The sequence below is a fragment of the Microbacterium sp. CSI-V genome, assembly GCF_001984105.1.
Lineage (GTDB): Bacteria > Actinomycetota > Actinomycetes > Actinomycetales > Microbacteriaceae > Microbacterium.
Genome location: NZ_MTQM01000009.1, coordinates 1,114,858 through 1,140,366, shown reverse-complemented (window position 1 = coordinate 1,140,366; position 25,509 = coordinate 1,114,858). Strand labels below are relative to the sequence as shown.

The 25,509-nt window shown below is 70.6% G+C and carries 24 protein-coding genes and 1 tRNA gene; 18 read left to right on the top strand and 7 right to left on the bottom strand.

The genetic code is table 11. The features are described 5' to 3' along the window. Positions 1-98: 98 nt before the first annotated feature. The gene (locus CSIV_RS16340) at positions 99-1,502 is read left to right on the top strand and encodes a hypothetical protein (protein WP_139340741.1); all 1,404 of its coding nucleotides are present in this window, start codon (positions 99-101) and stop codon (positions 1,500-1,502) included. 55 nt (positions 1,503-1,557) lie between these two features. On the opposite strand, the gene CSIV_RS16335 is transcribed toward CSIV_RS16340, so the two are convergent. After that, positions 1,558-2,046 (bottom strand): YajQ family cyclic di-GMP-binding protein, encoded by a 489-nt coding sequence (locus tag CSIV_RS16335; protein ID WP_076495316.1) that lies wholly within the window; start codon positions 2,044-2,046, stop codon positions 1,558-1,560. Between the two features lie 226 nt (positions 2,047-2,272). On the opposite strand from CSIV_RS16335, the gene CSIV_RS16330 reads away from it, so the two are divergent. From CSIV_RS16330 to CSIV_RS16305, 6 genes are all read left to right on the top strand, one after another. Further along, positions 2,273-3,511: a sugar ABC transporter substrate-binding protein gene (locus tag CSIV_RS16330; protein ID WP_077052369.1), complete on the top strand. Its 1,239-nt coding sequence runs from the start codon at positions 2,273-2,275 to the stop codon at positions 3,509-3,511. 98 nt (positions 3,512-3,609) lie between these two features. Then, on the top strand, positions 3,610-5,244 hold the full coding sequence (locus tag CSIV_RS16325; protein ID WP_077052368.1) for an ABC transporter permease subunit: 1,635 nt from the start codon (positions 3,610-3,612) through the stop codon (positions 5,242-5,244). A 1-nt stretch (position 5,245) separates the two neighbouring features. Then, positions 5,246-6,175: a sugar ABC transporter permease gene (locus tag CSIV_RS16320; RefSeq protein ID WP_083735186.1), complete on the top strand. Its 930-nt coding sequence runs from the start codon at positions 5,246-5,248 to the stop codon at positions 6,173-6,175. Positions 6,176-6,219: 44 nt separating this feature from the next. After that, complete coding sequence (locus CSIV_RS16315) at positions 6,220-6,720, top strand: FBP domain-containing protein (protein ID WP_077052367.1); 501 nt, start codon at positions 6,220-6,222, stop codon at positions 6,718-6,720. Next, a complete protein-coding gene (locus CSIV_RS16310) occupies positions 6,717-7,592 on the top strand; it encodes a PfkB family carbohydrate kinase (RefSeq protein WP_077052366.1) in 876 nt (291 codons plus the stop codon). Before CSIV_RS16315 ends, CSIV_RS16310 begins: the two co-directional genes overlap by 4 nt. A gap of 111 nt (positions 7,593-7,703) precedes the next feature. Next, positions 7,704-7,785, top strand: a tRNA-Tyr gene (locus CSIV_RS16305). Here CSIV_RS16305 and aztA read toward each other — a convergent pair. Further along, positions 7,776-8,492, bottom strand: a complete 717-nt coding sequence (aztA, locus tag CSIV_RS16300) for a zinc ABC transporter ATP-binding protein AztA (protein ID WP_083735185.1) — start codon at positions 8,490-8,492, stop codon at positions 7,776-7,778. The two genes, CSIV_RS16305 and aztA, sit on opposite strands and share 10 nt — an antisense overlap. 55 nt (positions 8,493-8,547) lie before the next feature. Here aztA and aztB point away from each other — a divergent pair, with 55 nt between their 5' ends. The 4 genes from aztB to aztD are packed head-to-tail and all read left to right on the top strand — an operon-like array spanning position 8,548 to position 12,832. Beyond that, positions 8,548-9,402 carry a zinc ABC transporter permease AztB gene (gene aztB / locus CSIV_RS16295; protein ID WP_077052365.1) on the top strand — a complete coding sequence of 285 codons (855 nt, stop codon included), beginning with the start codon at positions 8,548-8,550 and terminating at the stop codon, positions 9,400-9,402. Positions 9,403-9,416: 14 nt separating this feature from the next. After that, on the top strand, positions 9,417-10,691 hold the full coding sequence (locus CSIV_RS16290; RefSeq protein WP_077052364.1) for an ABC transporter: 1,275 nt from the start codon (positions 9,417-9,419) through the stop codon (positions 10,689-10,691). A 1-nt stretch (position 10,692) separates the two neighbouring features. Further along, complete coding sequence (aztC, locus tag CSIV_RS16285) at positions 10,693-11,601, top strand: zinc ABC transporter substrate-binding protein AztC (protein WP_077052363.1); 909 nt, start codon at positions 10,693-10,695, stop codon at positions 11,599-11,601. A gap of 34 nt (positions 11,602-11,635) precedes the next feature. Continuing rightward, a complete protein-coding gene (gene aztD / locus CSIV_RS16280; protein ID WP_077052362.1) occupies positions 11,636-12,832 on the top strand; it encodes a zinc metallochaperone AztD in 1,197 nt (398 codons plus the stop codon). Between the two features lie 45 nt (positions 12,833-12,877). On the opposite strand, the gene CSIV_RS16275 is transcribed toward aztD, so the two are convergent. Beyond that, positions 12,878-13,891 (bottom strand): LacI family DNA-binding transcriptional regulator, encoded by a 1,014-nt coding sequence (locus CSIV_RS16275; protein ID WP_238592394.1) that lies wholly within the window; start codon positions 13,889-13,891, stop codon positions 12,878-12,880. 162 nt (positions 13,892-14,053) lie between these two features. Between CSIV_RS16275 and CSIV_RS16270 the strand changes: the two genes are divergently transcribed. The 5 genes from CSIV_RS16270 to CSIV_RS16250 are packed head-to-tail and all read left to right on the top strand — an operon-like array spanning position 14,054 to position 21,338. Continuing rightward, complete coding sequence (locus CSIV_RS16270) at positions 14,054-16,063, top strand: beta-galactosidase (RefSeq protein WP_077052361.1); 2,010 nt, start codon at positions 14,054-14,056, stop codon at positions 16,061-16,063. Beyond that, positions 16,060-16,968 carry a carbohydrate ABC transporter permease gene (locus CSIV_RS16265; RefSeq protein ID WP_077052360.1) on the top strand — a complete coding sequence of 303 codons (909 nt, stop codon included), beginning with the start codon at positions 16,060-16,062 and terminating at the stop codon, positions 16,966-16,968. The genes CSIV_RS16270 and CSIV_RS16265 overlap by 4 nt, the downstream gene beginning before the upstream one ends. Continuing rightward, on the top strand, positions 16,965-17,891 hold the full coding sequence (locus CSIV_RS16260) for a carbohydrate ABC transporter permease (RefSeq protein WP_083735184.1): 927 nt from the start codon (positions 16,965-16,967) through the stop codon (positions 17,889-17,891). The genes CSIV_RS16265 and CSIV_RS16260 overlap by 4 nt, the downstream gene beginning before the upstream one ends. 47 nt (positions 17,892-17,938) lie before the next feature. Continuing rightward, a complete protein-coding gene (locus tag CSIV_RS16255) occupies positions 17,939-19,264 on the top strand; it encodes an ABC transporter substrate-binding protein (RefSeq protein WP_077052359.1) in 1,326 nt (441 codons plus the stop codon). Between the two features lie 10 nt (positions 19,265-19,274). Further along, positions 19,275-21,338, top strand: coding sequence for an alpha-galactosidase (locus CSIV_RS16250; protein WP_077052358.1), 2,064 nt, complete (start codon positions 19,275-19,277; stop codon positions 21,336-21,338). A 54-nt stretch (positions 21,339-21,392) separates the two neighbouring features. Here the strand turns inward: CSIV_RS16250 and CSIV_RS18510 are convergent, their stop codons facing one another. Further along, positions 21,393-22,340, bottom strand: coding sequence for a phytanoyl-CoA dioxygenase family protein (locus tag CSIV_RS18510; RefSeq protein WP_077052357.1), 948 nt, complete (start codon positions 22,338-22,340; stop codon positions 21,393-21,395). Here CSIV_RS18510 and CSIV_RS16240 point away from each other — a divergent pair. Further along, entirely contained in the window at positions 22,339-23,223 is an 885-nt protein-coding gene (locus tag CSIV_RS16240; protein WP_139340771.1) for a helix-turn-helix domain-containing protein, read from the top strand. The genes CSIV_RS18510 and CSIV_RS16240 overlap by 2 nt on opposite strands. Before the next feature lie 18 nt (positions 23,224-23,241). On the opposite strand, the gene CSIV_RS16235 is transcribed toward CSIV_RS16240, so the two are convergent. Beyond that, on the bottom strand, positions 23,242-23,589 hold the full coding sequence (locus tag CSIV_RS16235) for a hypothetical protein (protein WP_077052355.1): 348 nt from the start codon (positions 23,587-23,589) through the stop codon (positions 23,242-23,244). 81 nt (positions 23,590-23,670) lie between these two features. Next, positions 23,671-24,048 carry a DUF7882 family protein gene (locus CSIV_RS16230; protein WP_077052354.1) on the bottom strand — a complete coding sequence of 126 codons (378 nt, stop codon included), beginning with the start codon at positions 24,046-24,048 and terminating at the stop codon, positions 23,671-23,673. 85 nt (positions 24,049-24,133) lie between these two features. On the opposite strand from CSIV_RS16230, the gene CSIV_RS16225 reads away from it, so the two are divergent. Next, complete coding sequence (locus tag CSIV_RS16225; RefSeq protein ID WP_077052353.1) at positions 24,134-24,562, top strand: MarR family winged helix-turn-helix transcriptional regulator; 429 nt, start codon at positions 24,134-24,136, stop codon at positions 24,560-24,562. Here CSIV_RS16225 and CSIV_RS16220 read toward each other — a convergent pair. Beyond that, positions 24,534-25,448: a LysR family transcriptional regulator gene (locus CSIV_RS16220; protein WP_077052352.1), complete on the bottom strand. Its 915-nt coding sequence runs from the start codon at positions 25,446-25,448 to the stop codon at positions 24,534-24,536. The genes CSIV_RS16225 and CSIV_RS16220 overlap by 29 nt on opposite strands. Positions 25,449-25,509 lie beyond the last annotated feature (61 nt).

The window sequence follows — 25,509 nt, the reverse complement described above, 5'->3', positions numbered from 1 at the left end:
CGTGGCTGTGCCCCGGGGTGGGTCGGAGGAGTTTTCCTTGCCACGAGTGGCAAGTGACCCTACCCTCGGCGGCATCCGACATGAAAGGAGCTTTCCCCATGCCCGCGACGACACCACCCGCTGCTCCTCCGTCCGGCCTCCCCCGTCGGCTGCTGCTCGTGGGAGCGGCCGCGGGTGTAGCCGGAGCCGTGAGTGCAGCGTCCGCCTCGCCGGCCGAAGCCGCTCCGGGAACCACGGCGTGGCTCCTCGGCGGCAATTCCGGCGTCTCGACGGACGGTTCCAACTTCCTCGGGCCCACCACGGCCGGCGCCCCCTTGATCTTCAAGACGCGTGCCTCGGGGGCGACCTCGAACGCCGAACGCATGCGGATCCTCGCGAACGGGAATGTGGGCATCGGGGTGACCACCCCGACGGCGAAACTGCAGGTGAAGACGGGCGGGACGGCGATCCAGGCCTCGTCCACGAGCACAGCCGCATCGTCCGCGACGATCTCAGCGAGTGCTGCCGCAGGCGCGGGCGTCGTCGGGAGCTCGACCAGCGGGGCCGGCGTCAAGGGCACATCGACGAACGACTACGGCGTCGTGGGGTCGGGAAAGACTGGCGGCGTCCTCGGGCAGACGGGCTACTACGGCGTGGTCGGGCTGGGTGACAGCGTCGGCGGATATTTCGGCGGCACGACCGGCCTGCTCGCCGGAGGCTCGGGCGCCGCCAACGGGTTGATCGCGAGCGGACGGATCGGCGTCTACGCGCAGGCCGCCGTCTCCGGGCAAGCCCAAGCTCTCCTCGCCGAGGGCGGGCAGTACGCGGTCTACGGGACCGGCGGCGGTACGGCCGGTGTCCGTGGCGACTCCGGATACGTCGGAGTCTGGGGACAGGGCACGTCCTGGGGCCTGTACGGCGTCGGCACCGCCACGACGGGGCAGAACTACGGCGTGTACGCGACGACCAGTAGCCCCGACGGCTTCGCGGTCTTCGCCCAGGGGCGTGTGCACGTGAACGGCACGCTCAGCAAGAGCGCGGGATCCTTCAAGATCGACCACCCGCTCGACCCGGACAACAAGTGGCTGTCGCATTCGTTCGTCGAGTCGCCGGACATGATGAACGTCTACAACGGGATGGTGACGACCGACGCCGATGGGCATGCCACGGTCGATCTCCCCGACTACTTCGACGCTCTCAACCGCGATCCGCGGTACCAGCTCACCGTCATCGGGCAGTTCGCCCAGGCGATCGTGTCGCGAAAGGTCTCCGGCAACTCCTTCGAGATCCGTACCGATCACGGCAACGTCGAAGTCTCGTGGCAGGTCACCGGTATCCGGCAGGATGCCTACGCCACGGCGCACCCGATCCAGGTCGAGGAGGACAAGACCGACGAGGACAAGGCGGCATCCGGGTCGAGCGGGCAGCGGCGGGGTGTCAGCGCCGATCCTCGCGCTCCTCGGTCGGTGGATGTGGAGATCCCCGCCGCCGACTCCGTGCCGCAGGCGCCGAAGCTGCCGTGACGGGAAGCGCCGACCCAGCGGATGCCAGGGCCGGCGCCGTCAGCGGATCGCGCTCTTACCGGTAGTTCGTGAACTGCAGGTCGACGTCGAGGTCGGCGGCCTTGAGGAGGCGCTGGACCTCCTGCAGGTCGTCGCGCGACTTGGACTGCACCCGCAGCTCGTCGCCTTGGATCTGCGACTTCACGCTCTTGGGGCCCTCGTCGCGGATGATCTTGCCGATCTTCTTCGCGTTCTCCTGCGAGATGCCTTCCTTCAGCGTCGAGGTGATGCGGTACTCCTTGCCGCCGGCGACCGGGTCGCCCGTCTCGAGGCTCTTCAGCGAGATGCCGCGCTTGATGAGCTTGGTCTGGAAGACGTCGAGCACGGCTTTGGCGCGCTCCTCGGAGTTCGCCTTGATGAGGATCGCTTCGCCGCTCCACTCGATGGAGGCGTCGGTGCCCTTGAAGTCGTAGCGCTGCTCGACCTCTTTGCGCGCCTGGTTCAGGGCGTTGTCGGCTTCCTGGCGGTCGATCTTGGAGACGATGTCGAATGAGCTGTCGGCCATCCCGCGATTCTAGCGAGCCGAGGCGGGTGCGCCTCCGGGATGGCCTGTGAGCGCTCACGACATCACAGCTTGGTATCGACGCGCGCGGCCGTTTTGCGAAGTCGGGTGAGGTCGCACAGTATGTAAGCGCTTGCAGCGTAAGCGCTTGCATGACGACACGGGGCCGACGGCGTCCACCATCCGGACGATCCGCCGCCCCTCCCCCCACCAGAGAGGCACACCACCAATGAAGGTGAAATCCACGAGCGCACTCGGCTTCGGCGTCCTCATCGCCGCCGGTTCGCTGCTGCTGGCCGGTTGCTCCGGCAGCGGCGCAGCTCCGCAGGCCAGCGGCGACGCCGCCGCGGCCGGCACCCTGACCGTCTGGGTCGACGCGAACCGCGCGGACGCCCTGAAGGACGTCGCCGCGACCTTCGCGGACGAGAAGGGCATCAAGGTCGACCTCGTCGAGAAGGACTTCTCGAAGATCCAGGCCGACTTCGCCGCGCAGGTCCCCACCGGTAAGGGCCCCGACATCACCGTCGGCGCGCACGACTGGCTCGGCGGCTTCGTGCAGGACGGCCTCGTCGCCCCCATCGAGCTCGGCGACAAGGCATCCGAGTTCCAGGACGTCGCCATCCAGGCGTTCACCAACGACGGCAAGGTCTACGGCCTGCCGTACGCGACCGAGAACATCGCGCTGATGCGCAACGTCGACCTCGTCCCCGAGGCGCCGACCTCGTTCGACGACATGATCGCCAAGGGCACCGCCGCCGGCGTGCAGTACCCCTTCGTCGTGGGACTGGACCCGGCCAACGCCGACCCGTACCACCTGTACCCGTTCGAGACGTCGTTCGGGAACTCCGTGTTCGCGCGCAACGCCGACGGCAGCTACGACGGCTCGCAGCTGTCGATCGGCGACGAGGCCGGCCAGGCCTTCGCCGCGTGGCTCGGAGCGCAGGGCGCCGCCGGCACGATCAACCTGAACCTCACCCAGGACCTCTCCAAGGAGGCCTTCAACTCGGGCCAGACGCCGTTCATCCTCACCGGCCCCTGGAACGTCGCGGATGCCGAGGCCAAGGGCATCAACATCGCCGTCGACCCGATCCCGTCGGCCGGCGGTCAGCCCGCGCAGCCCTTCGTGGGCGTGCAGGGCTTCTACCTGAACGCGAAGTCGCAGAACGCGCTCGCCGCGAACGAGTTCCTGGTGAACTACCTCGGCACCGAGCCCGTGCAGACGGCGCTCTACGAGGCGGGCGACCGTCCGCCGGCACTGAAGGCGGCGTACGAGAAGGCCGCCTCCGACCCGATCATCGCCGGCTTCGGTGAGGTCGGCGCCCAGGGTGCCCCGATGCCGAGCATCCCCGAGATGGGTTCGGTCTGGGAGTTCTGGGGTGTCGCCGAGGTCGCGCTCCTCAAGGGCGAGGACCCCACGGCCACGTGGACCAAGATGTCCGACGACATCCAGGCCAAGATCGCCGGTTGATCCACCGCCACGGCGGGCGTCCTTCGCGGCCGCCCGCCGTGGCACCCCCTCTTCCCCCACCCCCGGACTTCGTCCCCCTGACGCAGAAGGCCTCAACGATGACGGCTCCCCTCCTCGAGAACGACACCCCTGTCGGCTCGACCCCTCCCGACCCCGCGGCCGAGCGACGCCGCCGCCGCGCCGAGCGCTACGCCGAAGCCGCCGCGGCCGGATGGAAGGTCTGGCTCGTCAAGATCGTCGCGCTGTCGATCATCGACGCGGCCGCCGTGTACGCCGTCATGGTGCTCGCGGGGACGGGGCAGTGGGCGGTCGCCGGTGCCGTCGCGCTCATCGCCGTCGGCGTGAAAGTCGTCTACCTCACGCCCGGGCTGCTCCCGGCAAAATACCTCACGCCGGGCCTGATCTTCCTGCTGATCTTCCAGATCTTCGTCGTCGCGTACACGGTGTACATCGCGTTCACCAACTACGGCTCGGGCCACAACTCGACCAAGGATGACGCCGTCAACGCGCTGCTCCTGCAGTCGCAGACCCGCGTGGCCGACTCGGCGACCTACCCGATCACCGTCGTCGAGCGCGACGGGGTGTTCTCGCTGCTGGTGACCGATCCGGTGACGGGCGACGCCGCCGTGGGAACGACCGAGTCCGAGCTCGAACCCGTGGACGCCGAGTTCTCGGGCGGTCGCGCCGTCGCCGCCGACGGCTACACGAGCCTCGACTTTGCCGGCATCGTCGCCAACCAGGGCGCCATCGGTGCGATCGCGGTGCCGATCTCCGAGGATCCCAACGCCGGGTTCCTCCGCACCACGGACGGCTCGAACGCGTACCTGTTCACCTCCAGCCTGACCTGGGATGCCGCGGCCGACACGATGACCGACACCACCGACGGCACGGTCTACCGCGACATCGGGACGGGGGCGTTCACCGCCGATGACGGCTCCGAGCTGCTGCCGGGCTGGGTCGTGACGGTGGGGGCGGACAACTTCGTGCGCGCCTTCACCGAGGACTCCATCCGCGGTCCCTTCATCGCCGTGGCGATCTGGACCTTCGCGTTCGCGTTCCTGTCGGTGGCGACCACCTTCGTCCTGGGCCTCTTCCTCGCGATCGTGCTGAACGACCCGCGTATGAAGAGCCGGAAGTACTACCGGGTCGTGATGATCCTGCCGTACGCGTTCCCGGCATTCCTCTCGGCGCTGGTCTGGGCGGGGATGTTCAACCAGGACTTCGGGTTCATCAACCAGACGATCCTCGGCGGGGCCACCATCCCGTGGTTGCAGGACCCGGTGCTGGCGAAGATCGCGATCCTGATCGTCAACCTCTGGCTCGGCTACCCGTACATGTTCCTGGTGTGCACGGGCGCGCTGCAGTCGATCCCGGACGACATCACCGAGGCCGGGCGTGTGGACGGGGCGAGCGTGTGGCAGATCTTCCGCCACATCAAGTTCCCCCTGCTGCTGGTCTCCGTGGCACCGCTGCTGATCTCGTCGTTCGCGTTCAACTTCAACAACTTCAACCTCATCTACATGCTCACGGGCGGGGGACCGCGGTTCGCCGACGCCGCGATCAACGCCGGTGCCACCGACATCCTGATCTCGATGGTCTACAAGGTCGCCTTCGTCGGCCAGCTGCGCGACTTCGGCCTGGCCAGCGCCTTCTCGATCGTGATCTTCCTGCTCGTCGGCGTGATCTCCTACATCGGATTCCGCCAGACCAAGGCCCTCGAGGAGCTGAACTGACATGGCGATCGACACCGCGACCCTCACCCGCCCCGCCCGCAACGACCGCGCCGACCGCGCACCGCGACCGCCGCGCCGTCCGTTCGGCACCTGGTTCCGGCAGACCGGTTGGCGTCATCTCGTCGGCATCGCGATGCTGATCTTCTCGGCGTTCCCGCTGCTGTACGTGCTGTCGGCCGCCCTGAACCCCGGCGGGACGCTGCTCACGGCCAACGGACTGTTCCAGACGATCAGCGTCGACAGCTTCGTGCGTCTGTTCTCGCTGCCGCAGCAGCCCTTCGCCGCGTGGTTCGTCAACTCGCTCGTGATCGGGCTCGTCACCGCCGCCGGCACCGTGTTCCTCGGCGCGCTCGCGGCGTACTCCTTCTCCCGCATGCGCTTCGCCGGACGCCGATTCGGGCTCCTCAGCCTGCTGCTGGTGCAGATGTTCCCGCAGCTGCTGGCGTTCGTGGCGATCTTCCTGCTCATGACGACGATCGCCGACGTCTTCCCCGCGATCGGGTTGAACTCCCAGATCGGTCTGATCATGGTGTACCTCGGCGGCGCGCTCGGTGTGAACACGTACCTCATGTACGGCTTCTTCAACACCGTGCCCGCCTCGATCGATGAGGCGGCCAAGATCGACGGCGCCGGTCACGCGCGCATCTTCTTCACGATCATCCTGCGCCTGGTCGCTCCGATCCTCGCGGTCGTCGGGCTGCTGTCGTTCATCGGCACCATGAACGACTTCGTCTTGGCATCCGTGATCCTCGTCGACCCCGACAAGCAGACCCTCGCCGTGGGCCTCTACCAGTTCGTGTCGCAGGAGACGGCCACCAACTGGTCGGTGTTCGCGGCGGGAGCGGTGCTCGCGGCGATCCTGCCCATGGCGCTGTTCCTCGCCCTGCAGAAGTACATCGTGGGAGGGCTCACGGCCGGCAGCGTGAAGTGACGGGCCGGCCCGGCGCCCCCGGGTCGCTCGTAGACTCGGATGCCATGCGAGCACTCACCGAGAACGAGGTGCGCGAGGCGTTCGTCAACGCCGCACCGGACGACCTGCGGGTCCTGGCTCTGCCCCACGATTTCCTGCTGACCGACTGGGACCACCTCGACTTCTTCGCGTGGCGGGATCCGCGCACCCGTGGACGCGGCTACCTCGTCACCGAGCGGGGCGGTGAGCCCACCGGCGTCGTGCTGCGGGCCGCGGACGGGCAGTCGCGCGCGCGGGCGGCGATGTGCAATCTGTGCCACACGATGCAGCCGGGCGACCAGGTGGCGTTGTTCACGGCGCGGAAAGCCGGGGCGGCGGGGGACCAGGGCGATACGGTCGGAACGTACATGTGCGCCGACCTGTCGTGCCACGAGAACGTGCGCCTCGCGATGCCGCTGGCGCCGAGTGAGATCCGCGGGAGTGTGGACATGAAGATCGACGGCACCAAGCGCCGAACCGAGGCGTTCGTCGAGCGTGTGCTCGACACGGCCGGAGTCCAGCGGTGACCGGTCGGGTCGTCGTCATCGGCGACGCCCTGATCGACGAGCTGCGCGACGACGCCGGTGTCCGCGAGTTCGTCGGCGGTGCCGCCCTGAACGTCGCGGTGGGACTGTCGCGCCTGGGCGTCCCCACGTCGCTCATCGCCATGGTCGGCGACGACGCGGCGGGCGAGCAGATCCGCGGCTACCTCGCCGAGTACGACGTCGACCTGCTGCAGAGTCCCTCTGAGCACGGGTCGTCCCGTGCCGTGAGCACGCGTTCGGCCGGGGGCGAGCCGGAGTACGTCTTCAACGAGGCCGCGCAGAACCGCCGCGTGCACTACGGTGACGCCGAGCGCGCCGCGCTCGCCGAGGCGCCCCTCGTCGTGGTGAGCTGCTTCCCGTTCGACGACCTCGACCAGACCGACGCGCTGCTGGATGCCGTCGGCTCGACGTCGCTCGCGATCGACCCGAACCCCCGGGCCGGAATGCTGCACGACCGCGAGGCCTTCGTGCGCGGATTCGAGAAGGCTGCCGCGCGGGCGCAGCTGGTGAAGGTCGGCGAGGACGACGCGCAGCTGCTCTACGGCGGGCCGCTCGAGGATCTCCGCGAGAAGCTCGCCGGCCTCGGCGTCGAGGCCGTGCTCGCGACGTACGGGGCCGGGGGAGCGGCCGTCGACGCCCACGGGCTGACCGTCTCGCGCCCGATCGTCGAGCTTCCCGAGCCCATCGTCGACACCATGGGCGGCGGCGACGCCGTGCTCTCGACGACGGCGGCGCTCGTGCGCGGCGGCCTCCCCGAGGACGAGGCGGGCTGGGGCTTCGTGCTCGACCGCGCGATGGAGGTGGCCGCGGTCACGTGCCGCAGCGAGGGCGCCCTGCTGCGCATCCCCGAGTGACCCGGGCCGCGTTGTCGCGCACCTGCCCCGTGTTGGAAGCACCCCCTCGCAGAGGGTAAGGTAGGTGATCGCGCCTCTGGTCGACTGCGAAAGCCGGGCGGGTGCGCACCTGGCGAGTTACCCAAGCGGCCAAAGGGATCTGACTGTAAATCAGACTGCATTGCATTCGGGGGTTCGAATCCCTCACTCGCCACCGAGAACATCAGCGAAAGCCCCGGGAGACCGGGGCTTTTCGCTTTCCCCGGCGGACTTTCCGGCGACGAGACGGCCCGAGTCCAGCCGCACGACGACGTCGGCCTGGGTGATGAGTCTGTCGTCGTGGCTCACGCACACGACGGCGACCCCGCGGGCGGTCTCCTCCGCGATCGCACCGTGGATGAGCGCGGCGCTCGTGGCATCCAGGGCCGTCGTCGGTTCGTCGAGGAAAAGCAGGTCGGCGCCGCGTGCCAGGCCCTGCGCGAGGAGGGCTCGCTGACGCTGTCCGCCGGAGAGCGCTCCGAAGGGCTTGCGCTGCAGGGCGGTCACGTCGAGACGGCGCACGGCGTCGTCGACGGCCGTGCGACCGGCGCGACCCAGCCGGCGCACCGTGCCCACCCGCCCCCAGGCGCCGATGACGACGACGTCGCGGACGGTGAGGGGGAGTCGGTCGGCCACGGCGGCCCTCTGTGGAACGAAAGCGCGCGACGTCGCGTGGACGCGGACGGTTCCGGCCGACGGGGCACGCGCCCCCGCCAGCACTTCCACCAGCGTCGATTTGCCCGAGCCGTTGGCTCCGACGATCACCGTCAGAGCGCCCGCGGCGATGTCGAGGTCGACCCCGTCCAGGGCGCGTGTCTCGCCGAAATCGACGCGGATGCCGCGAGCCTCGACGACGGGGGAGGGAGAGGGTGCAGGGGGCATGGCATCCATTCTATGAGTTTGATAACCGTTCTCAATAACGCTACGGTCGTGCCTCGTGTCCTGGCTCACCGATCCGTTCTCGCTCGAGTTCGTCCAGCGCGCCCTCCTCGGCGGCGCGTTGGTCGCGGTGCTGTGCGCCGTCGCCGGGACGTGGGTGATCATCCGCGGCATGGCGTTCCTCGGTGAGGCGCTGGCCCACGGCATGCTCCCGGGCGTCGCCCTGGCCACCGTCCTCGGGCTGCCGGTCCTGCTGGGGGCCGCGGTCAGCGCGATGGCGATGAGCCTCGGCATCGGCGTCCTCCAGCGCCGCGCGCGGCTGTCGTACGACACGAGCATCGGCCTGCTGTTCGTCGGCATGCTCGCGCTCGGGGTGATCGTGATCTCGCACGCCGGGAGCTTCGCGACGGATGCCACGGCCATCCTGTTCGGCGACATCCTCGCGGTGGGCGTGGGCGACCTGGTCGTCCTCGCCGTCGCGGTCGTCGTGGGGGTGGCGGCCGCCGTCGCCGCGCACCGATCACTCGTCGCGCTGGCGGTCGACGAGCGGGTCGCGCGGGTGCTGAACCTGCGTCCGCGGTGGGGCCGCACCGTGCTGGTGGGCCTCGTGACCCTCGCGGTCGTCGCGTCGTACCAGGCCGTGGGGTCGCTGCTCGTCGTGGGGCTGCTCGTGGCCCCCGCGGTCGCCGCGCGGCAGTGGACCGAGAGGATCCCTTCCACCATGGCCCTCGCGGCGGTCATCGGCACCGTCGCCGTCGCGGTCGGCCTGCTGGTCTCGTGGCACGCCGCCACCGCGGCCGGGGCCACCATCGCCGCCACCGCGATCGCCGCGGCCGGTGCCTCATGGGCGCTCCGCGCGGCCCACGACGCCGCTGTCCGCCGCCGCCCTGTTCTCGTCCCCGTTCCGTCCTGACGCAGAAAGACCGCATGCTCCCGCGCTCCTCGCCCCTCCTGTTCCCCCTGACCTTCGTCGCGTTGCTGGCCCTCGCCGGGTGCGCGGGCGGCTCCCCGCCCGAGCCGACGCCCGACACGACCCCCGACGCGGCCGTCGACACGCACGGCGCCATCGCCGGCGCGGCGGAACTCGCGGAACCCGCGCTCGGGTTGACCTCGATCGACGCCGAGGGTCGCGTGTCGCACCTCGACCTGCTCGACGAATCGACCGCGGACCTGGGGGCGGTGCGAGCCCCCGACGCGGTGCACGGCGACGGGCGGTATCTCTTCGCGATGGACGGGGCCGGCGTCTCGATCGTCGACAGCGGCGTGTGGACGTGGGATCACGTCGACCACTTCCACTACTACCGCGCCGAGCCGCGCGTGCTCGGCGACGTCGAGGGCGGGGGAGCGGGCGGGGGAGCGGGCGGGGCAGCGGGCGGGTCCGGGGGCGGGGGAGTGGCGACCGTCGCGACGTCGAACTCGTCGACGACCGGTGGCACGGGGCTGTTCTTCCCCGAGAGCGGCGACGCCGTCCTCCTCGACACCGAGGCGCTCTCGAAGGGCCGCATCGTGGAGACGTTCCGCCTCGCACGCGAGCCGGGTGCGGGCCTCGTCGTCCCGGTCGGGTCGTTCGCGGCAGTGGCCGCCGCCGACGTCCTGGCTCTGCACACCGCCGACGGCACGCCGACCGGCGACTCCGCCGACTGCGTCGATCCCGCCGGGACGATCACCACCCGCGTGGGAGCGGTCATCGGATGCCGGGACGCGGCGCTTCTCATCCACGTCGAGGACGAGCGGCCCGTCATCGAGCGCGTCCCCTACCCCGCGGGCACGACCGCGGCGCGGGCGACCGCCTTCGCCAACCGCGAGGGGCGTCCGCGCGTGGCCGCGCTCGCCGGCGACGACGGCATCTGGATCCTCGACACCCGGGCGCGGTCGTGGTCGCTGATCCCTGCCCCCGAGCCCCTCGTGCAGGTCACCGCGGTCGATGACGCCGACGCGAATCTGCTCGCCCTCACCCGCGACGGGCGCGTGCTCGTGCTCGACGGCGAAACGGGCGCGGAGCGCGCGGCATCCGCCCCGCTCGTCGCCGAGAGCCTCGCGGCGGGCGCGTCCGCGACGCTCGTGGCCGACCAGCAGCGCGCCTACCTCAACGGTCCCGTCGAGGGGCGCCTCTGGGAGATCGACTTCGCCGACGGTGCGCGCATCGCCCGGGAGTTCCCCGCCGAGCGCAGCCCCGCGTTCTTCGTTCAGACGGGACGCTGAGATGAGACTGCTGCGCCTCACCGCCGCCCTCCTGCTCGCCGCGGGGGTGCTCACCGGCTGTTCCGCCCCCGCGAGCGACCGTCCGCTCGTCATGGTGTCGACGAACATCCTCGGCGACGTCGTGTCGAACCTCGTCGGTGACGACGTCGAGGTGGTGACCCTCATGCGACCCGGGGCCGACCCGCACGCGTTCGAGATCTCCGCGGCGGAGGCGGCGCGGCTGCGCTCGGCCGACCTCGTCGTCTCGAACGGTCTCGGCCTCGAGGAAGGGCTGCAGCAGCACCTCGACGCGGCCGCGGGGGCGGGCGTCGCCGCGTTCGTCGCCGGGGACGCCGTCGACGTCCTGCCCTACACCTCGACCGACGCCGGTGGCGCCGACGATCCGCACTTCTGGACCGACCCGGCGCAGACGATCGCCGTGGTCGACGCGCTCGTCCCCGTGCTCGAGGCGATGGACGGGGTGGATGCCGCCGCGGTCGCCGCCCGGTCGGCCGCCTACCGCGGCGAGCTGACGGAGCTGGACGCCGACATGACGGACGCCTTCGCCGCCATCCCGTCCGCGCAGCGCGCACTGGTGACGAATCACCACGTCTTCGGCTACCTCGCCGAGCGATTCGGATTCCGTGTCGTGGGAGCCGTGATCCCTGGGGGGACGACGCTCGCCGCCCCGAGTGCGAGCGACCTCGCCGACCTGGTGTCGGCGATCGACGACGCCGGCGTCCGCACGATCTTCGCCGAATCGTCGCAGCCGGACCGGCTCATGAAAGTGCTCGCCGAGGAGGCCGACGTCGACGTGACGGTCACCGAGCTGTTCACGGAGTCGCTGACGGATGCCGCCGGCGGAGCCCCCGACTACCTGACCATGATGCGCGTCAACACGGAGCGCATCGCCACCGGCCTGTCGCCCTGAGCGCCCGGCCACCCCTGAGAGAAAGAGAAATCACATGCGCACCCTTCCCCTCCGCCGCGCGGGCGTGCTCGCCCTCGCGGTCGGCGCGACCGTCGGTCTCGCGGCCTGTGCCGGCACCGGCTCCGCGACCCCGGGCTCGTCCGCGTCGGCGGTGGCCGAGACCGGCACCCGCGTGGCCCTGTCCTACCCGGGCGGCATCGTCGTCCTCGACGGCGAGACGCTGGAGGTCCTCGGCGACGTCGACTCCGAGGAGTTCACCCGCCTTAACCCCGCCGGCGACGGGCGCCACATCATGGTGACGACCAGCGCGGGCTTCCAGGTGCTGGATGCCGGCTCGGCCGACGCCGCGCCCGCGCTCACCGACCTGGTGTTCCCGGCGGAGAAGGCCGGACACGTCGTCGTGCACGGCGGCAAGACCGTTCTGTACGCCGACGGCACGAGCGACACCACCGTGTTCGACAGCGCCGCGCTGTCGGCATCCACCGGTCGTCCCGCCGTCGAAACGATCCCCGGCGTCGAGGCGCACCACGGCGTCTCGATCGTGCTCGAGGACGGCACGTTCCTCACCACGGTCGGCAACGCCGACGGCCGCACCGGCGTCGTCGCGAAGGATCCCTCGGGTCGGACCCTCGCCGAGAGCGCGGACTGCCCGGGCGTGCACGGCGAGGGCACCGCGAAGGACGAGGTCGTCGTCTTCGGCTGCGAGAACGGCGCGCTCGTCTACGACGACGGCGCCTTCACCAAGCTCACCGCCCCGGACCAGCCCTACGGACGCATGGGCAACGCCTACGTCAGCGAGACCAGCCCGCTCGTCATCGGCGACTACAAGGACGACCGGGATGCCGAGGGCTACCTGCTCCACCGCGTCGCGCTGATCGACACGCAGGCCAAGACGCAGGCCGTCGTCGATCTGCCCGAGGGGGTCGAGTACACGTTCCGCGACATCGCCCGCGGCCCCGAGGACCGCGGCTACATCCTGGCCACGGACGGGTCGATCCACGTCATCGACCCCGCCACCGGTGCAGTGACCGAGGCGTTCCCGGTGATCGACGCGTGGGAGGGGCCGGTCGAGTGGCAGGACGCGCACCCCGCGATCAAGGTCAGCGGCGACGTCGCCTACGTGACCGAGCCGGCGAGGAACGCGGTGCACGCCGTCGACCTCACCACGGGCGAGGTGCTCACCACTGCGACGCTGAAGGTCACGCCGAACGAGATCGCGCTCACGCGCTGACGCCGCCGAGCCGTCCCGGGGAACCCTCGGGGCGGCTCCGCGCGCTCAGGCCGATTCGCGCCAGACGATCGGGCTCTCCAGCAGGATCGGGGCCGTGAAGGTCTGGCCGTCGAGCTGCGCGAGCACGGCGCGGGCGGCGGCGCTGCCGAGCTGATCGGCGGGTTGGTGCACGGTCGACAGCGGGGGATCGCAGCGCAGGGCCCAGGAGCTGTCGTCGAAGCCGACGATCCCCACGTCGTCGGGGATGCGTCGACCCGCCTCGTGGAGGGCTTCGATCGCGCCGGCGGCGACGGCGTCGCTCGAGGCGAAGACGCCGTCGATGTCGGGAACCCGGTCGAGCAGGCGCTTCATGCCGGCCTTGCCGTCGGAGAACGAGTAGAACGGCACCCGCTCGACGAGCTGGGGGTCGAAGTCGCCGCCCAGCGCGTCGACGAACCCCGCGAGGCGGTCGGCGCCGGAGTCGCGGTCGAGCGCGGCGGCGACCATGCCGACGCGACGCCGACCGGTGCCGACGAGGCGTTTCGTGATCTCGCGCGCGGAGCCGCGGTTGTCGATCGCGACGTGGGCGGCGTCGCCGATGTCGCGCGGGTTGCCGACGAAGGCGGCGGGGAGACCCAGCTCGACGACCGCGCGCGTGATGGGGTCGCCCACGCGCGCCGACACGATGATCACGCCGTCGATGAGGCCGCCGCTGAGGTAGCGCGCGAGGCGGTCCACATCGCGCGGGGTGTCGGCGATGAGGCACGACAGCTGGTAGTCGGCCTCGGAGAGCGCGCTGTTCGCGCCGAGCAGGATCGAGGCGATGTTGGGGTCCTCGACGAACAGCGAGTGCGGTTCGTGCACGATCAGACCAATCGCCTGCGAGCTCTGCATCACGAGGCTGCGCGCCGCGCGGTTGGGGACGAACCCGACGCGGGCGATGGCCGCCTCGATCGCGGCGCGCGCGTCCTCCGAGACGTACGGCTGGCCGTTGAGCACGCGGCTGACCGTGCCCCGCGAGACGCCCGCTTCGAGGGCGACGTCCTTCACGGTGGCGCGACGTCGACGCTCCGTTTCCACGTTCCCGATCCTAGGGGCGACCCGCCCGATGTGTGAACGAGCACAGATTGATAACGAACACTTGACGCAGAAAACGTCGAATGCCACTCTGTGTACGTTCACAGAACCTCGACGGAGAGGCATCCGCTCGAGACTGTGCACGTTCACAGAACGAGGAGCAGGATGACCGGCCGGACCCCCTTCACCCACGAGGGCATCGCCTTCGGGTGCGACTACAACCCCGAGCAGTGGTCGCCCGAGGTGTGGGACGAGGACATCCGCCTCATGCGGGAGGCCGGGGTCGACCTCGTCGCCGTCAACATCTTCGGCTGGTCGCACCTGCAGCCCGGTCCCGACGCCTTCGACTTCGCCGCGCTCGACGACATCCTCGAGCGGCTCCACGCCGCCGGCATCCGGGTCAACCTCGGAACCGGAACCGCCTCGGCGCCGGCATGGCTCAGCCGCGCGTACCCCGAGGTGCTGCCCATGACCGAGGACGGCACCCGCCGCTACCCGGGCGGACGCCAGGCCTGGTGCCCCAGCTCGCCCGTCTTCCGCACGGCATCCCTCCGCCTGGTCGAAGCGGTCGCCGCGCGGTACGGGGCGCACCCGGCGGTGGCCCTCTGGCACGTCTCGAACGAACTCGGATGCCACAACGCCCTCTGCTACTGCGACGAGAGCGCCGCCGCCTTCCGCGTGTGGCTGCGGGAGAGGTACGGCTCGGTCGCCGAACTGAACCGGGCGTGGGGCACCGCGTTCTGGAGCCAGACCTATCACGACTGGGAGGAGATCCTCCCGCCGCGAGCCGCCCTGTCGGCCCGCAACCCCGGGCAGCTGCTGGACTTCCACCGCTTCAGCTCGGACGCGGTCTTCTCCCAGTACCGCGCCGAGGCCGACGTCCTCCGTCGCCTCAGCGACCGCCCCGTGACGACGAACTTCATGGTCACCGCCCACATCGAGAACATGGACTACTGGTCGTGGGCCGACGAGATGGACGTCGTCGCCAACGACCACTACCTCGACCACCGTCTCGGCGACCCGCTCAGTGAGCTCGCCTTCGCCGCCGACCTCAGCCGCGGCCTCGCGCAGGGGGCCCCGTGGATCCTCATGGAGCACTCCACCGGCGCGGTGAACTGGCAGCCGCTGAACCTCGCCAAGGAGCCCGGTCAGCTGCTGCGGAACTCCCTCACACACGTCGCGCGCGGCGCCGACGGCGTCTGCTTCTTCCAGTGGCGCGCGTCGCTCCAGGGAGCGGAGAAGTTCCACTCGGCGATGCTGCCCCACGCCGGCACCGACTCCGCCGTGTGGCGCGAGGTCGTCGAACTCGGCGGGATCGTCGACCGGCTCGGCGAGGTCGCCGGGTCGCGGGTCGTGGCGGATGCCGCTGTGATCTTCTCGTGGGAGGCGTGGTGGGCCACCGACACCGAGTGCCGCCCCAGCCAGTCGGTCGGGTACCTCACACAGGTGCACGCCACGTACGCCGCACTCCACGCCCAGGGGCTCACCGTGGACATCGTGCGCCCGGGGGCCGACCTCTCCGCGTACCGCTTCGTGGTGGTCCCGGGCCTGCACCTCCTGCGCGCCGACGAGGCCGCGGTGCTCACCGACTGGATCGCCGCGGGCGGGACCGCGGTCGTCACCTACAACTCGGGCATCGTCGACGAGAGCGACCGCATCTGGGCGGGCGGCTACACGGGTCCGCTGCGGGAGGCCCTCGGCATCCACGTCGAAGAGTTCGCGCCCGTCGCGCCCGGCGTCGCGATCGCGCTCGACGACGGCACGCGCTCGCACCTGTGGAGCGAACGCCTGCGCGCGACGACGGCCGAGACCCTCGCGACGTTCGCGGACGGTCCCGCGACGGCGTCGCCCGCGATCACCCGCAACGCCCACGGGCGGGGGAGCGCGTGGTACTTCGCCACGCAGCTCGAGCCCTCGGCCCTCGCCGACCGGCTCGGCGCGATCGCCCGCGCCGCGGGCGTCCGACCGCCGGCCGAGGTCGAGGCCGCGGGCGCGTTCGAGATCGTCCGTCGACGCGGGGAGGACGCGTCCTACGTCTTCGTCGTCAACCACGGCGACACCGAACTCGTCGCCGACGTGCGCGGCACCGAGCTCATCACGGGCCTCGCGGTCGAGGACCGACTGCGCGTCCCATCCGGCGCCGTGCGCGTCGTCCGAGAGGAGAACCATTCATGACCGCTCCCGCCGCAGGGGCAGCGACGCCCCGGGTGCGTCGACGCATCCCCCACAAGAGGGCCATCGTGGCCTTCATCGCCCCCTTCGTGGTGCTGTTCGTCCTCTTCTACCTCGTGCCCATCGGCTACGCGGTGTGGAAGTCGATGCTCGTCGTCGAGCGCGAGGGCACGTTCGGTCAGGCCCGGGAGGTGTTCGGCGGACTCGCGCAGTACGCGCTGGTGTTCCAGAACACCGCGTTCTGGACCTCGGTCGGCCGCGTGCTGCTGTTCGGCGTCGTGCAGGTGCCGGTGATGCTCGGCCTCGCGCTGCTGTTCGCCCTGCTGCTGGACTCGCCGCTGCTGCGCGGCAAGCGCTTCTTCCGCCTGGCGTTCTTCGTGCCGTACGCCGTGCCGGGCGTGATCGCCGCGATCATGTGGGGCTTCCTGTACTCGCCCAACCTGTCGCCGTTCCCCGCCGTCACCTCGAATGTCGATCTGCTGTCGGCCGACCTGGTGCTGTGGTCCATCGCGAACGTCGTGACCTGGGTGTTCGTCGGCTACAACATGCTCATCATCTACTCGACGCTCCTGGCGATCCCGCAGGAGATCTACGAGGCGGCCCGCATCGACGGCGCCGGTCAGGCCCGCATCGCGTGGTCGATCAAGATCCCGCTCATCCGGCCGGCCCTCGTGCTCACCGGTGTCCTCTCGATCATCGGAACGCTCCAGCTCCTCGCCGAGCCCCAGACGTTCCGCTCGTTCAGCTCGGCGGTGACGAGCACCTTCACCCCCAACATGACGATCTACGCGACCAGCTCGATCCCCAACGTCTCGCTCGCGGCGGCGTTCTCGGTCGTGCTCGCCCTGGCGACGTTCGTGCTGTCGTTCACCTTCCTCCGTCTCAGCCGCCGTGGAGCCCAGTCATGAGCGCGATCGCCCCCCGCCCCACCGACACCCGCACGCTCACGACCGGCCGTCGCGCCCCCGCGCGGCGTCCCGCCGGCTCGGGCCCGCGCGAGAGCATCGTGTCGCGCACGACCGCGATGGTCGTGATGGGCATCTTCACGCTGTACTTCCTCATCCCGCTCTGGTGGCTGGTCGTGGCCTCCACGAAGGACCGTGGACAGCTGTTCAGCACCAACGCGCTGTGGTTCGCCGACTTCCGGTTCTTCGACAACGTCGGCCAGCTCTTCGCGTACCGCGACGGGGTGTACCTGAAGTGGCTCGGCAACAGCGTGCTGTACGCCGGTGTCGGCGGCGTGATCGCCACGGTGATCGCCGCGATGTGCGGCTACGCGCTGGCGAAGTACCGCTTCCCCGGCCGCGAGGCCATCTTCAACACCGTGCTCGGCGGGGTCCTCGTGCCCGCGACGGCCCTCGCACTGCCGCTGTTCCTGCTGTTCAGCCAGGTCCAGCTCACCGACACGTACTGGGCCGTGCTGCTGCCGAGCATCGTGAGCCCGTTCGGCGTCTACCTGTCCCGCGTGTTCGCCGAGGCATCCGTTCCCGACGAACTCCTCGAGGCCAGCCGCCTCGACGGGGCGGGCGAGGTGCGGACGTTCTTCACGGTGTCGATCCGGCTGATGTTCCCGGCGCTGGTGACGGTGTTCCTCTTCCAGTTCGTCTCGATCTGGAACAACTTCTTCCTGCCGCTGATCATGCTGCGCAGCGAAGAGCTCTTCCCCGTCACGTACGGCCTCTACGCGTGGAACTCCACCATCAACCAGTTCCCCGAGCTGCGCACGTACGTGCTGGTCGGGTCCCTCATCTCCATCCTCCCGCTCATCGTGACGTTCCTGTTGCTCCAGAGGTACTGGCGCACCGGGCTCGGTACGGGAGCCCTGAAGTGACACACCTCCCACCGGCACGACCGGCGGGCCAACCGAGAGAAGGAATCATGCAGCACAAGAAGAGAGCGGTCAGCGTCGCCCTGCTCGCCGCGGGCGCCCTGGTCATGGCGGGATGCTCGTCGTCGAGCACCGGCAGCACCGACGCGGCGTCGTGCGCCCCCGCCGGCGAGAACGTGACGCTCACGTTCACGTCGTGGATCCCCGGCATCGAGGATGCCGTCGCGATCTGGAACGAGCAGAACCCCGACATCAAGGTCGAGGTGCAGACGGGCCCCTCGGGCAACGCCGGCACGTACCAGAACTTCTTCAACCAGCTCCAGGCGGGGAACGCCCCCGACCTCGGGCAGATCGAGTACGACGCGCTGCCGAACTTCCGCGTGCAGGACGGCCTGGCGAACCTCGGTGCGTGCGAGGACGTCGTCGCGGCCAAGGACCAGTTCGTCGACTGGACCTGGAAGCAGGTCACGCTCGGCACCGAGAACGAGGTCTACGGCGTGCCGCAGGATGCCGGTCCCATGGCGCTGTTCTACCGCAAGGACCTGTTCGAGCAGAACGGCATCGCGATCCCCACGACGTGGGACGAGTACCGCGAGGCGGCCGTGAAGATCCGTGCGCTCGGCGGCTACATCACCAACTTCTCGCAGAGCGACATCAACCAGTTCGCCGGTTTCGTGTGGCAGGCGGGCGGTCAGTGGTTCTCCAACGACGGCGACGCCTGGAAGGTCGACCTCACCAGCGACGCCTCGACGAAGGTCGCCGACTACTGGCAGGGCCTGATCGACGACGACCTCGTCTCGTCGTACCCCGCGTGGACCGACGAGTGGAACAACGCCTACAACACCGGCCAGGTGTGGTCGTGGAACTCCGCCGTCTGGGGCGCCAACTCCATCTCCAGCGGTGCTCCCGACACCTCGGGCAAGTGGGCGGTCGCCGAGAGCCCCCAGTGGGCGTCGGGCCAGTCGGCCGCCGGCAACTGGGGCGGCTCCTCGATCGCGGTCTTCAAGTCGACGAAGCACCTCTACGAGGCGGCGAAGTTCGCGCTGTGGCTGAACACGTCGGAGGAGGCGCTGACGTCGCTGAACAAGACGGCGGCGATCTACCCCGCGACCAAGGACGGGCTGACGCTCCCCTCCCTGCAGGACGGCGTGCCCTTCTACGGCGACCAGAAGATCTACGACGTCTTCGCCAAGGCGTCCGGCGAGGTCGACCCGAACTTCGTGTGGGGTCCGACGATGACGCAGGTCTACGCCGACGTGTCGGACGGCTTCAAGTCGGCCGTCGCCGGCTCGGGCACGCTCACCGAGGCTCTGGCATCCGCTCAGGACAAGACGATCGCGACCCTCGAGGCGCAGTCCATCCCGGTCGCGAAGTAACCTCCATCGCATGATCCATCACCTCCGCGCCGCGGGCGTCGACTTCATCCTCGACGCCCGCGGCACGGCGGCACCGGTCGTGGTGCACTGGGGGCGCGCCCTCGGTGACCTCGACGCCGCCGCCCTCACCGCCCTGGCCGACGCGACCGCCCCCGCGGTCGCCCCGAGTTCGATCGACCGCCCGTTCCGGGTCGGCGTCGTCCCCCTGCTCACCGACGGATGGACCGGGCGTCCCGCCGTCGAGATCTCCCCGCCCAGCCCGGTGCTCGACCACGTCGACACCGTGCGCGACGGTGATGCGCTGGTCACGACCATCGCGCTCGGCGACGCGCGCATCCAACTGCGGCATACGCTCACCCCCCGGGGCGTGCTCCTCGTCGACCGGCAGCTCACCAACACGGGGACGGATGCCATCGAGGTGCGCGCGCTCGCCGCTCTTCTGCCCGTCCCCACCCGCGCGCGCGAGATCCTCGATTTCACCGGCCGGTGGGCGGGGGAACGCGAGCCGCAGCGCTCGCGGCCCGGCCACGGCGTCTGGGCCCGCGACACCCGACACGGTCGCGGCGGTCACGACGACCCGTTCCTGTTCACCGTCGGCACGCCCGGGTTCGGGTTCCGCCACGGCGAGGTGTGGGCCACCCACGTCGCGTGGAGCGGTGACCGCTCCGTCTGGTTCGAGCGCGGCGACATGGGTCTGTCGGTCGTCGGAGCCGGCGAACGTCTCGACGGGCTCGTCCTGGCCCCCGGCGAGACCCACCAGGCTCCGACCGTGGTCGCGACGTGGTCCGATGCCGGCCTCGACGGTCTCTCCTCCCGCCTGCACCCGTGGGTGCGGTCGTGGGCGACCCCGCGGGGTCCGCGCCCCGTGACCCTCAACACGTGGGAGGCGGTCTACTTCGACCAGTCCCTCGAACGTCTCACGCCCCTCGTCGACGCGGCCGCGCGGGTCGGCGCGGAGCGGCTGGTCCTCGACGACGGATGGTTCCACGGCCGCACCGACGACCGGCGTGCGCTCGGCGACTGGACCGTCGACGAGCGGGTGTGGCCCGACGGTCTCGGTCCGCTCATCTCCCGCGTGAACGGCGACGGTCTCGAATTCGGGCTGTGGGTCGAACCCGAGATGGTCAGCGCCGACTCCGACCTCGCTCGTGCACACCCGGAGTGGATGCTGACACCGGCGGATGCCGTGTCGTGGCGGTTCCAGCACGTGCTCGACCTCGAGCACCCCGACGCCTGGCAGCACATCTTCGACCGCCTCGACGCGCTGCTCACCGAGTACCCGATCGCGGCGCTGAAGTGGGACCACAACCGCGACCTGCTCGTCCCGCACACCGGGGGTCAGGTGCGGGCGCTCTACCGGCTCCTGGACGCCCTGCGCGCGGCGCACCCGGGCGTGGAGATCGAGTCGTGCGCGTCCGGCGGCGCCCGGATCGACCTCGGCATCCTGCGTCGCGTCGACCGGTTCTGGACGAGCGACACCAACGATCCGCTCGCCCGTCAGCGCATCCAGCGGTGGACCGGCATCCTGATCCCGCCGGAGTTCCTCGGCTCGCACGTGGGCGACGAGCGCGCGCACACGACGGGGCGGACGGCGTCGCTCGCCTTCCGCATGACGACGGCGCTGTTCCTCCACGCGGGGATCGAGTCCGACATCTCGCGCCTCGACGACGCGCAGCTCGCGGCGCTCGCAGGCTGGACGGCGCTGTACCGCACCCATCGGGCGCTGCTGCACGGCGGAACGACGGTGCGGGTCGACGACGCCGACCCGGCGCTGCTCCAGCACGGTGTCGTCGCTCCCGATCGCGGCGAGGGGCTGTTCGCCTACGTCGCGCTCGACCGGTTCGACGCGGCGTTGCCCTCGCCGATCGTGCTGCCGGGCCTCGATCCGCAGCGTCGGTATCGCGTGCGGGTGCTCGACGTCGGTGCGCCGGTACGCACGATCCAGGATGCCGACCCCGCCTGGCTCGTGGCCGGTGGCACCGTGTTGCCGGGTTCGGTGCTCGCCGAGGGCGTGCTCGCCGCGCCGCTGCTGGCGCCCGGGGAGGCACTGCTGATCCACGTCACGGCCGACTGAGCGGACAGGGAGAAGCCCCGCCCCCGAAAGGGGCGGGGCTTTCCCGTCTCTGGTTCAGTCCTCGTCGGGTGTGAAGGGCACGCTCCCGGCGCTGCAGTACGAGCCGGGGGAGTGGACGAGATGCGCGATCCGCAGCTCCGCGTCCGCGTCGCCGGACATCTCGGGCCGCAGCTGCGGGGAGGCGTTCCACCGGAACTGCTCCTGCGCGGGGAAGCGACGGGCGTGCGCCTCGAGCCCGAGCGGCAGCAGGCGCATGCGGCGGTCGACCCACTCGGCATCCCACGGTCCCTCGGCCTGGATCTGCTCGGCCGCGCGGAATTCGTAGTAGATCGTGCGGCGGAGCCGGTTTCCGGTCACGGCTTCGGATCCGTGCACCACCATCACGTCGTGGACGAGCACGTCGCCGGGCTCGAGCTCGACCTGCACCACACCGGGCGCGTCCCAGCCGTACTCGTCCTGCAGCTGGCACACGTCCACGGGCGCGAGGTGCGAGCCGGGGGCGACGCGAAGGGCGCCCTCGCCGGCCTTGGAGGCGTCGAGGTAGACGTCGACGTTGAAGATGCGGTGCGTGCGGGGGTGCACGGCATCCTGGTGCCAGTCGATCGCGGCGCCGTCGCCGGTGTCCTTGAAGACGAGGGACTCGTAGGTGGGGACGAGGTCGGGGCCGGCGAGGCTCTCGGCGATTCCGAGGACCGCGGGCGATCCGAGGAGTTCGAGCGAGGCGGCCGAGCCCTTGCCGTGGAGGTAGTCGACGCGGAACATGCGCCGGGCGCCGCCGCGGGTGGCCCACTGGTAGTCGGGGCCGTCCGGGCTGTCGGGACCGAGTGCGCGTCCGGTGGCGATCCACTCGTCGGCGGCGTCCTGCAGGCGGGCCAGCAGATCGGCGGGGATGCGGCCGGGCAGGACGACGTAGCCGTGCGCGTCGAAGTGCGCGATCTGCTCGGGGGTCAGGTGGTACGGGGCGGTGGACACCGACGTCGGCGTCGAAGTGAGGGTGCTCATGACCTCACGGTACGGCCGGACGAAAGGCGATTTCCTCGCGCTCGCACGGATGTTCTTCCGGGATACTCGGATCATGGATGCCACGATCTCGTCGTTCGACCTCGCGTGCTGGCGCGGGGCCGTCCCCCGGATGTCGGTGGCCCACACGCACGACGATCTGGAGTTCAACTGCGCCCCGGTGGAGCTGGAGTACCTCGTGGACGGGCGGCAGGTGGTCATCCCGGCCGGGGCGCTCGCGGTGTTCTGGGCGGCGCGGCCGCACCAGCTCGTGCGCGATTCCGGGGGGAGCGAACTGGCGTGGCTGACGGTGCCGCTCGCGCAGGCGCGGGGGTGGCGTCTCCCGGGGGAGTTCTTGACGCGCATGTTCGCCGGCGACGTCGCGGTCGCGCCGGAGGCCGTGGGCCCGTTGGCCCTGGCCGAGCGGGCCGGGTCCTGGAGCGCCGAACTCGACCCGACGCACCCGCTGCACCGCGCTGCGGTGACGGAGGTGCAGGCCTTCGTGCTGCGCGCGGCGTTCGCGACGGCCGCGGAGGGGCCGGTCGAGAAGGTCGGGGGAGGCCTCCGGGCCGACGTGGCCGACATGGCGGCCTGGATCGCCCGGCATGCCGCCGAGGACGTCACCGTCGCCGCGGTCGCCGCGCACGTGCACGTGCACCCGAACCACGCGATGACGGTGTTCCGTCACGCGCTGGGCGTCACGATCGGCGAGTATCTCGCGCAGTGCCGGATCGCGCGGGCGCGCGAGCTGCTCTTGACGACGGATGACGCGATCCCTGACATCGCGGCATCCGCGGGGTTCGGCTCGCTCAGCCAGTTCTACGCGCGATTCCGCGATCACACGGGCGAGGCGCCGGCCGCCTACCGTCGCCGCCACGCCGGGTGACGGGACGTCGACGGATGCTCAGCAGGCGGCGAGCAGCGCCCGCGACTTCGTCTCGAGGAACGAGACCAGCGCGCCGAGCACGTTGAGCTCGTTCCCGAGGTTCACGATCCCCACGGCGGTGAGCTCGATCGTCGTGTCGCGGGCCTCCATCGTCGCCTTCCACCGGCCGTCGCTCCCGGCGATGGGCTGGAGGTAGGTGATGGTGGCGGCTTCGGTGAGGTCGACGACGATGAGTCCCCGGGTCACCTCGGTGTCGTCCTCCTGCTCGAGGACCCGCATGTCGCTGCCGGTCAGATACCCCAGGCCGCGGAACTCTTCGAGCCACTGCCCGAGCAGCTGGATGTCGAGCAGATCACGTACGGGCACAGCACACTCCGTCTCGGGCGCGGGAATGCGCTCGAGCCATTATCGCGGGTCGTGCGGCGAGATGGGTCGTGTGCTACCAGTTCAGGCCGCGCGCACCGGCCTCGCCGGGCGGCGGGGGGCGACGTGTTGAGCGGGAGTCCGCGGGAGGGAACTCTCGTCGTCCTGCCACGTCCGCAGGTCGATGACGAGCCCGGCGGAGGCGTTCGCCTGGTCGGCCAGTGCGCGGAGGTAGTCGCCGGCGAGCTGCTCGGCATCGGCGGAGTCGAACACGAAGCGCATCGGGATGGACGGATGCAGCCAGATGGCGGAGCGTCCGGGATTCTCGGGGTCGCCGGTCCAGGTGAGGGTGAAGGACTCGTTGCGACGGAGCTTGGTGGAGGTGATCACCTTGACGTAGGCCATGAGACGGTCGGGGAAGGTCACCGGCGAGAGGTCGGTGCCGTAGTAGAGGCGGGCCATGTCGCGACCGTAGCACTATTTAACCGAGTTAAATAACTAAATGAAATACTCACAGGTTTAACCAGGTCTGGCTAGGGTGGATGCCATGTCCCTGCGCCCCGCACTGTCCACGGCCCTCGACGACTACGTCGAGGCGCGGCGCTCCGCCGAGGCGGCCACGCGCGCCGAACTGAGGCTCAGCGACACCGAGGTGCGTGCCCTGCTGCGGATCCGCGAGCGGCCCGGCATCCGCCCCTCCGAACTGCGCGACCACCTCGGGGTCACCTCGGCGGGGGTCACGACACTCGTCGACCGCCTCGTCGAGCGCGGACTCTTGCGCCGTGAGCTCGACACCGAAGATCGGCGGGTCAACCACATCCACCTCGAGGTCGACCTCGACGCCCTGCCCTGGTCGCAGCTCGACCGCTTCGCCCGCGATCTCGACGCCGCCGTCGACGGGGAGCCGGTCGCCCAGTCGACGGCCTTCGCGGAGATGCTCGGTCGGATCACCCGGTCGGTCCTCGCCCCGCGCTGATCCCGGGGACGCGGGCGAACGCGTCCTCCAAGGCGGCGCGCACCGCGCGGATGCCGGGGCGATCCGCCGTTCCACGGCGCACGGCGGTGAAGATCTCGCGCCGCGGTCGCTCGGGAAGATCGATCGATCGCGTGACGGGCTCGTCCCCGCCGAAGACGAGCGCGGGGATCATCCCCACCGCGTGCCCGGATGCCACGAGCCGCACGTGTGCGGTGAGGTCGGCGAGCGCGAACCGGACGTCGGGTTCAAAACCGGCGGCCCGGCACTGCTGCGTCGCCCACTGACGGGCGGCGGTCCCCTCCGGTTCCATCACCCACGCCCGGTCGCGCAGGTCGGCGAGCGAGGTGGCCGGATCGCCGTGCGCGACGGCGAGGCGGATGGCATCCCGCCCCAGCGTCCGACGTTCCAGAAGGGCGCGCTGCTCCCGCGTGTGGCCGGGGTACTGCTCCGCCACGGCCAGATCGAACCCGCGGGCGGCGACTTCGAACAGTCCCTCCTCGGGGGCGAGTTCGGCGATCTCGACCCGCAGGCGGGGCTCGGCCTCGGCCAGGACGTCCAGGGCTCGGGGGACCAGTCCGTGCGCGGCGGACTGCATCACGGCCAGGCGGACGGGGGCGAGCGAGGGCTGGAGCAGCTCGAGTTCGGCGCGCGCGGCCTCGTCGGCGGCGAGCATGCGGGCCGCGTGCGCGGCGAGGGCCTCGCCCTGCGCGGTGAGGCGGACGCGCCGACCGTCGGGTTCGAGGAGCGGGACACCCGCCTCGCGTTCGAGCTGGGCGAGCTGTTGCGAGATCGTGGAGGGGCTGAACGACAGGGCATCGGCGACGGCGGAGAGCGTGCCCCGCATCGAGAGCTCGTGCAGCAGCCGGAGGCGGCGCAGATCGAACATGGCATCCTTTCGCTCTGATCGAAGAATATCGTTCGTAAATCATCGCTTTTCCCGAATCGTG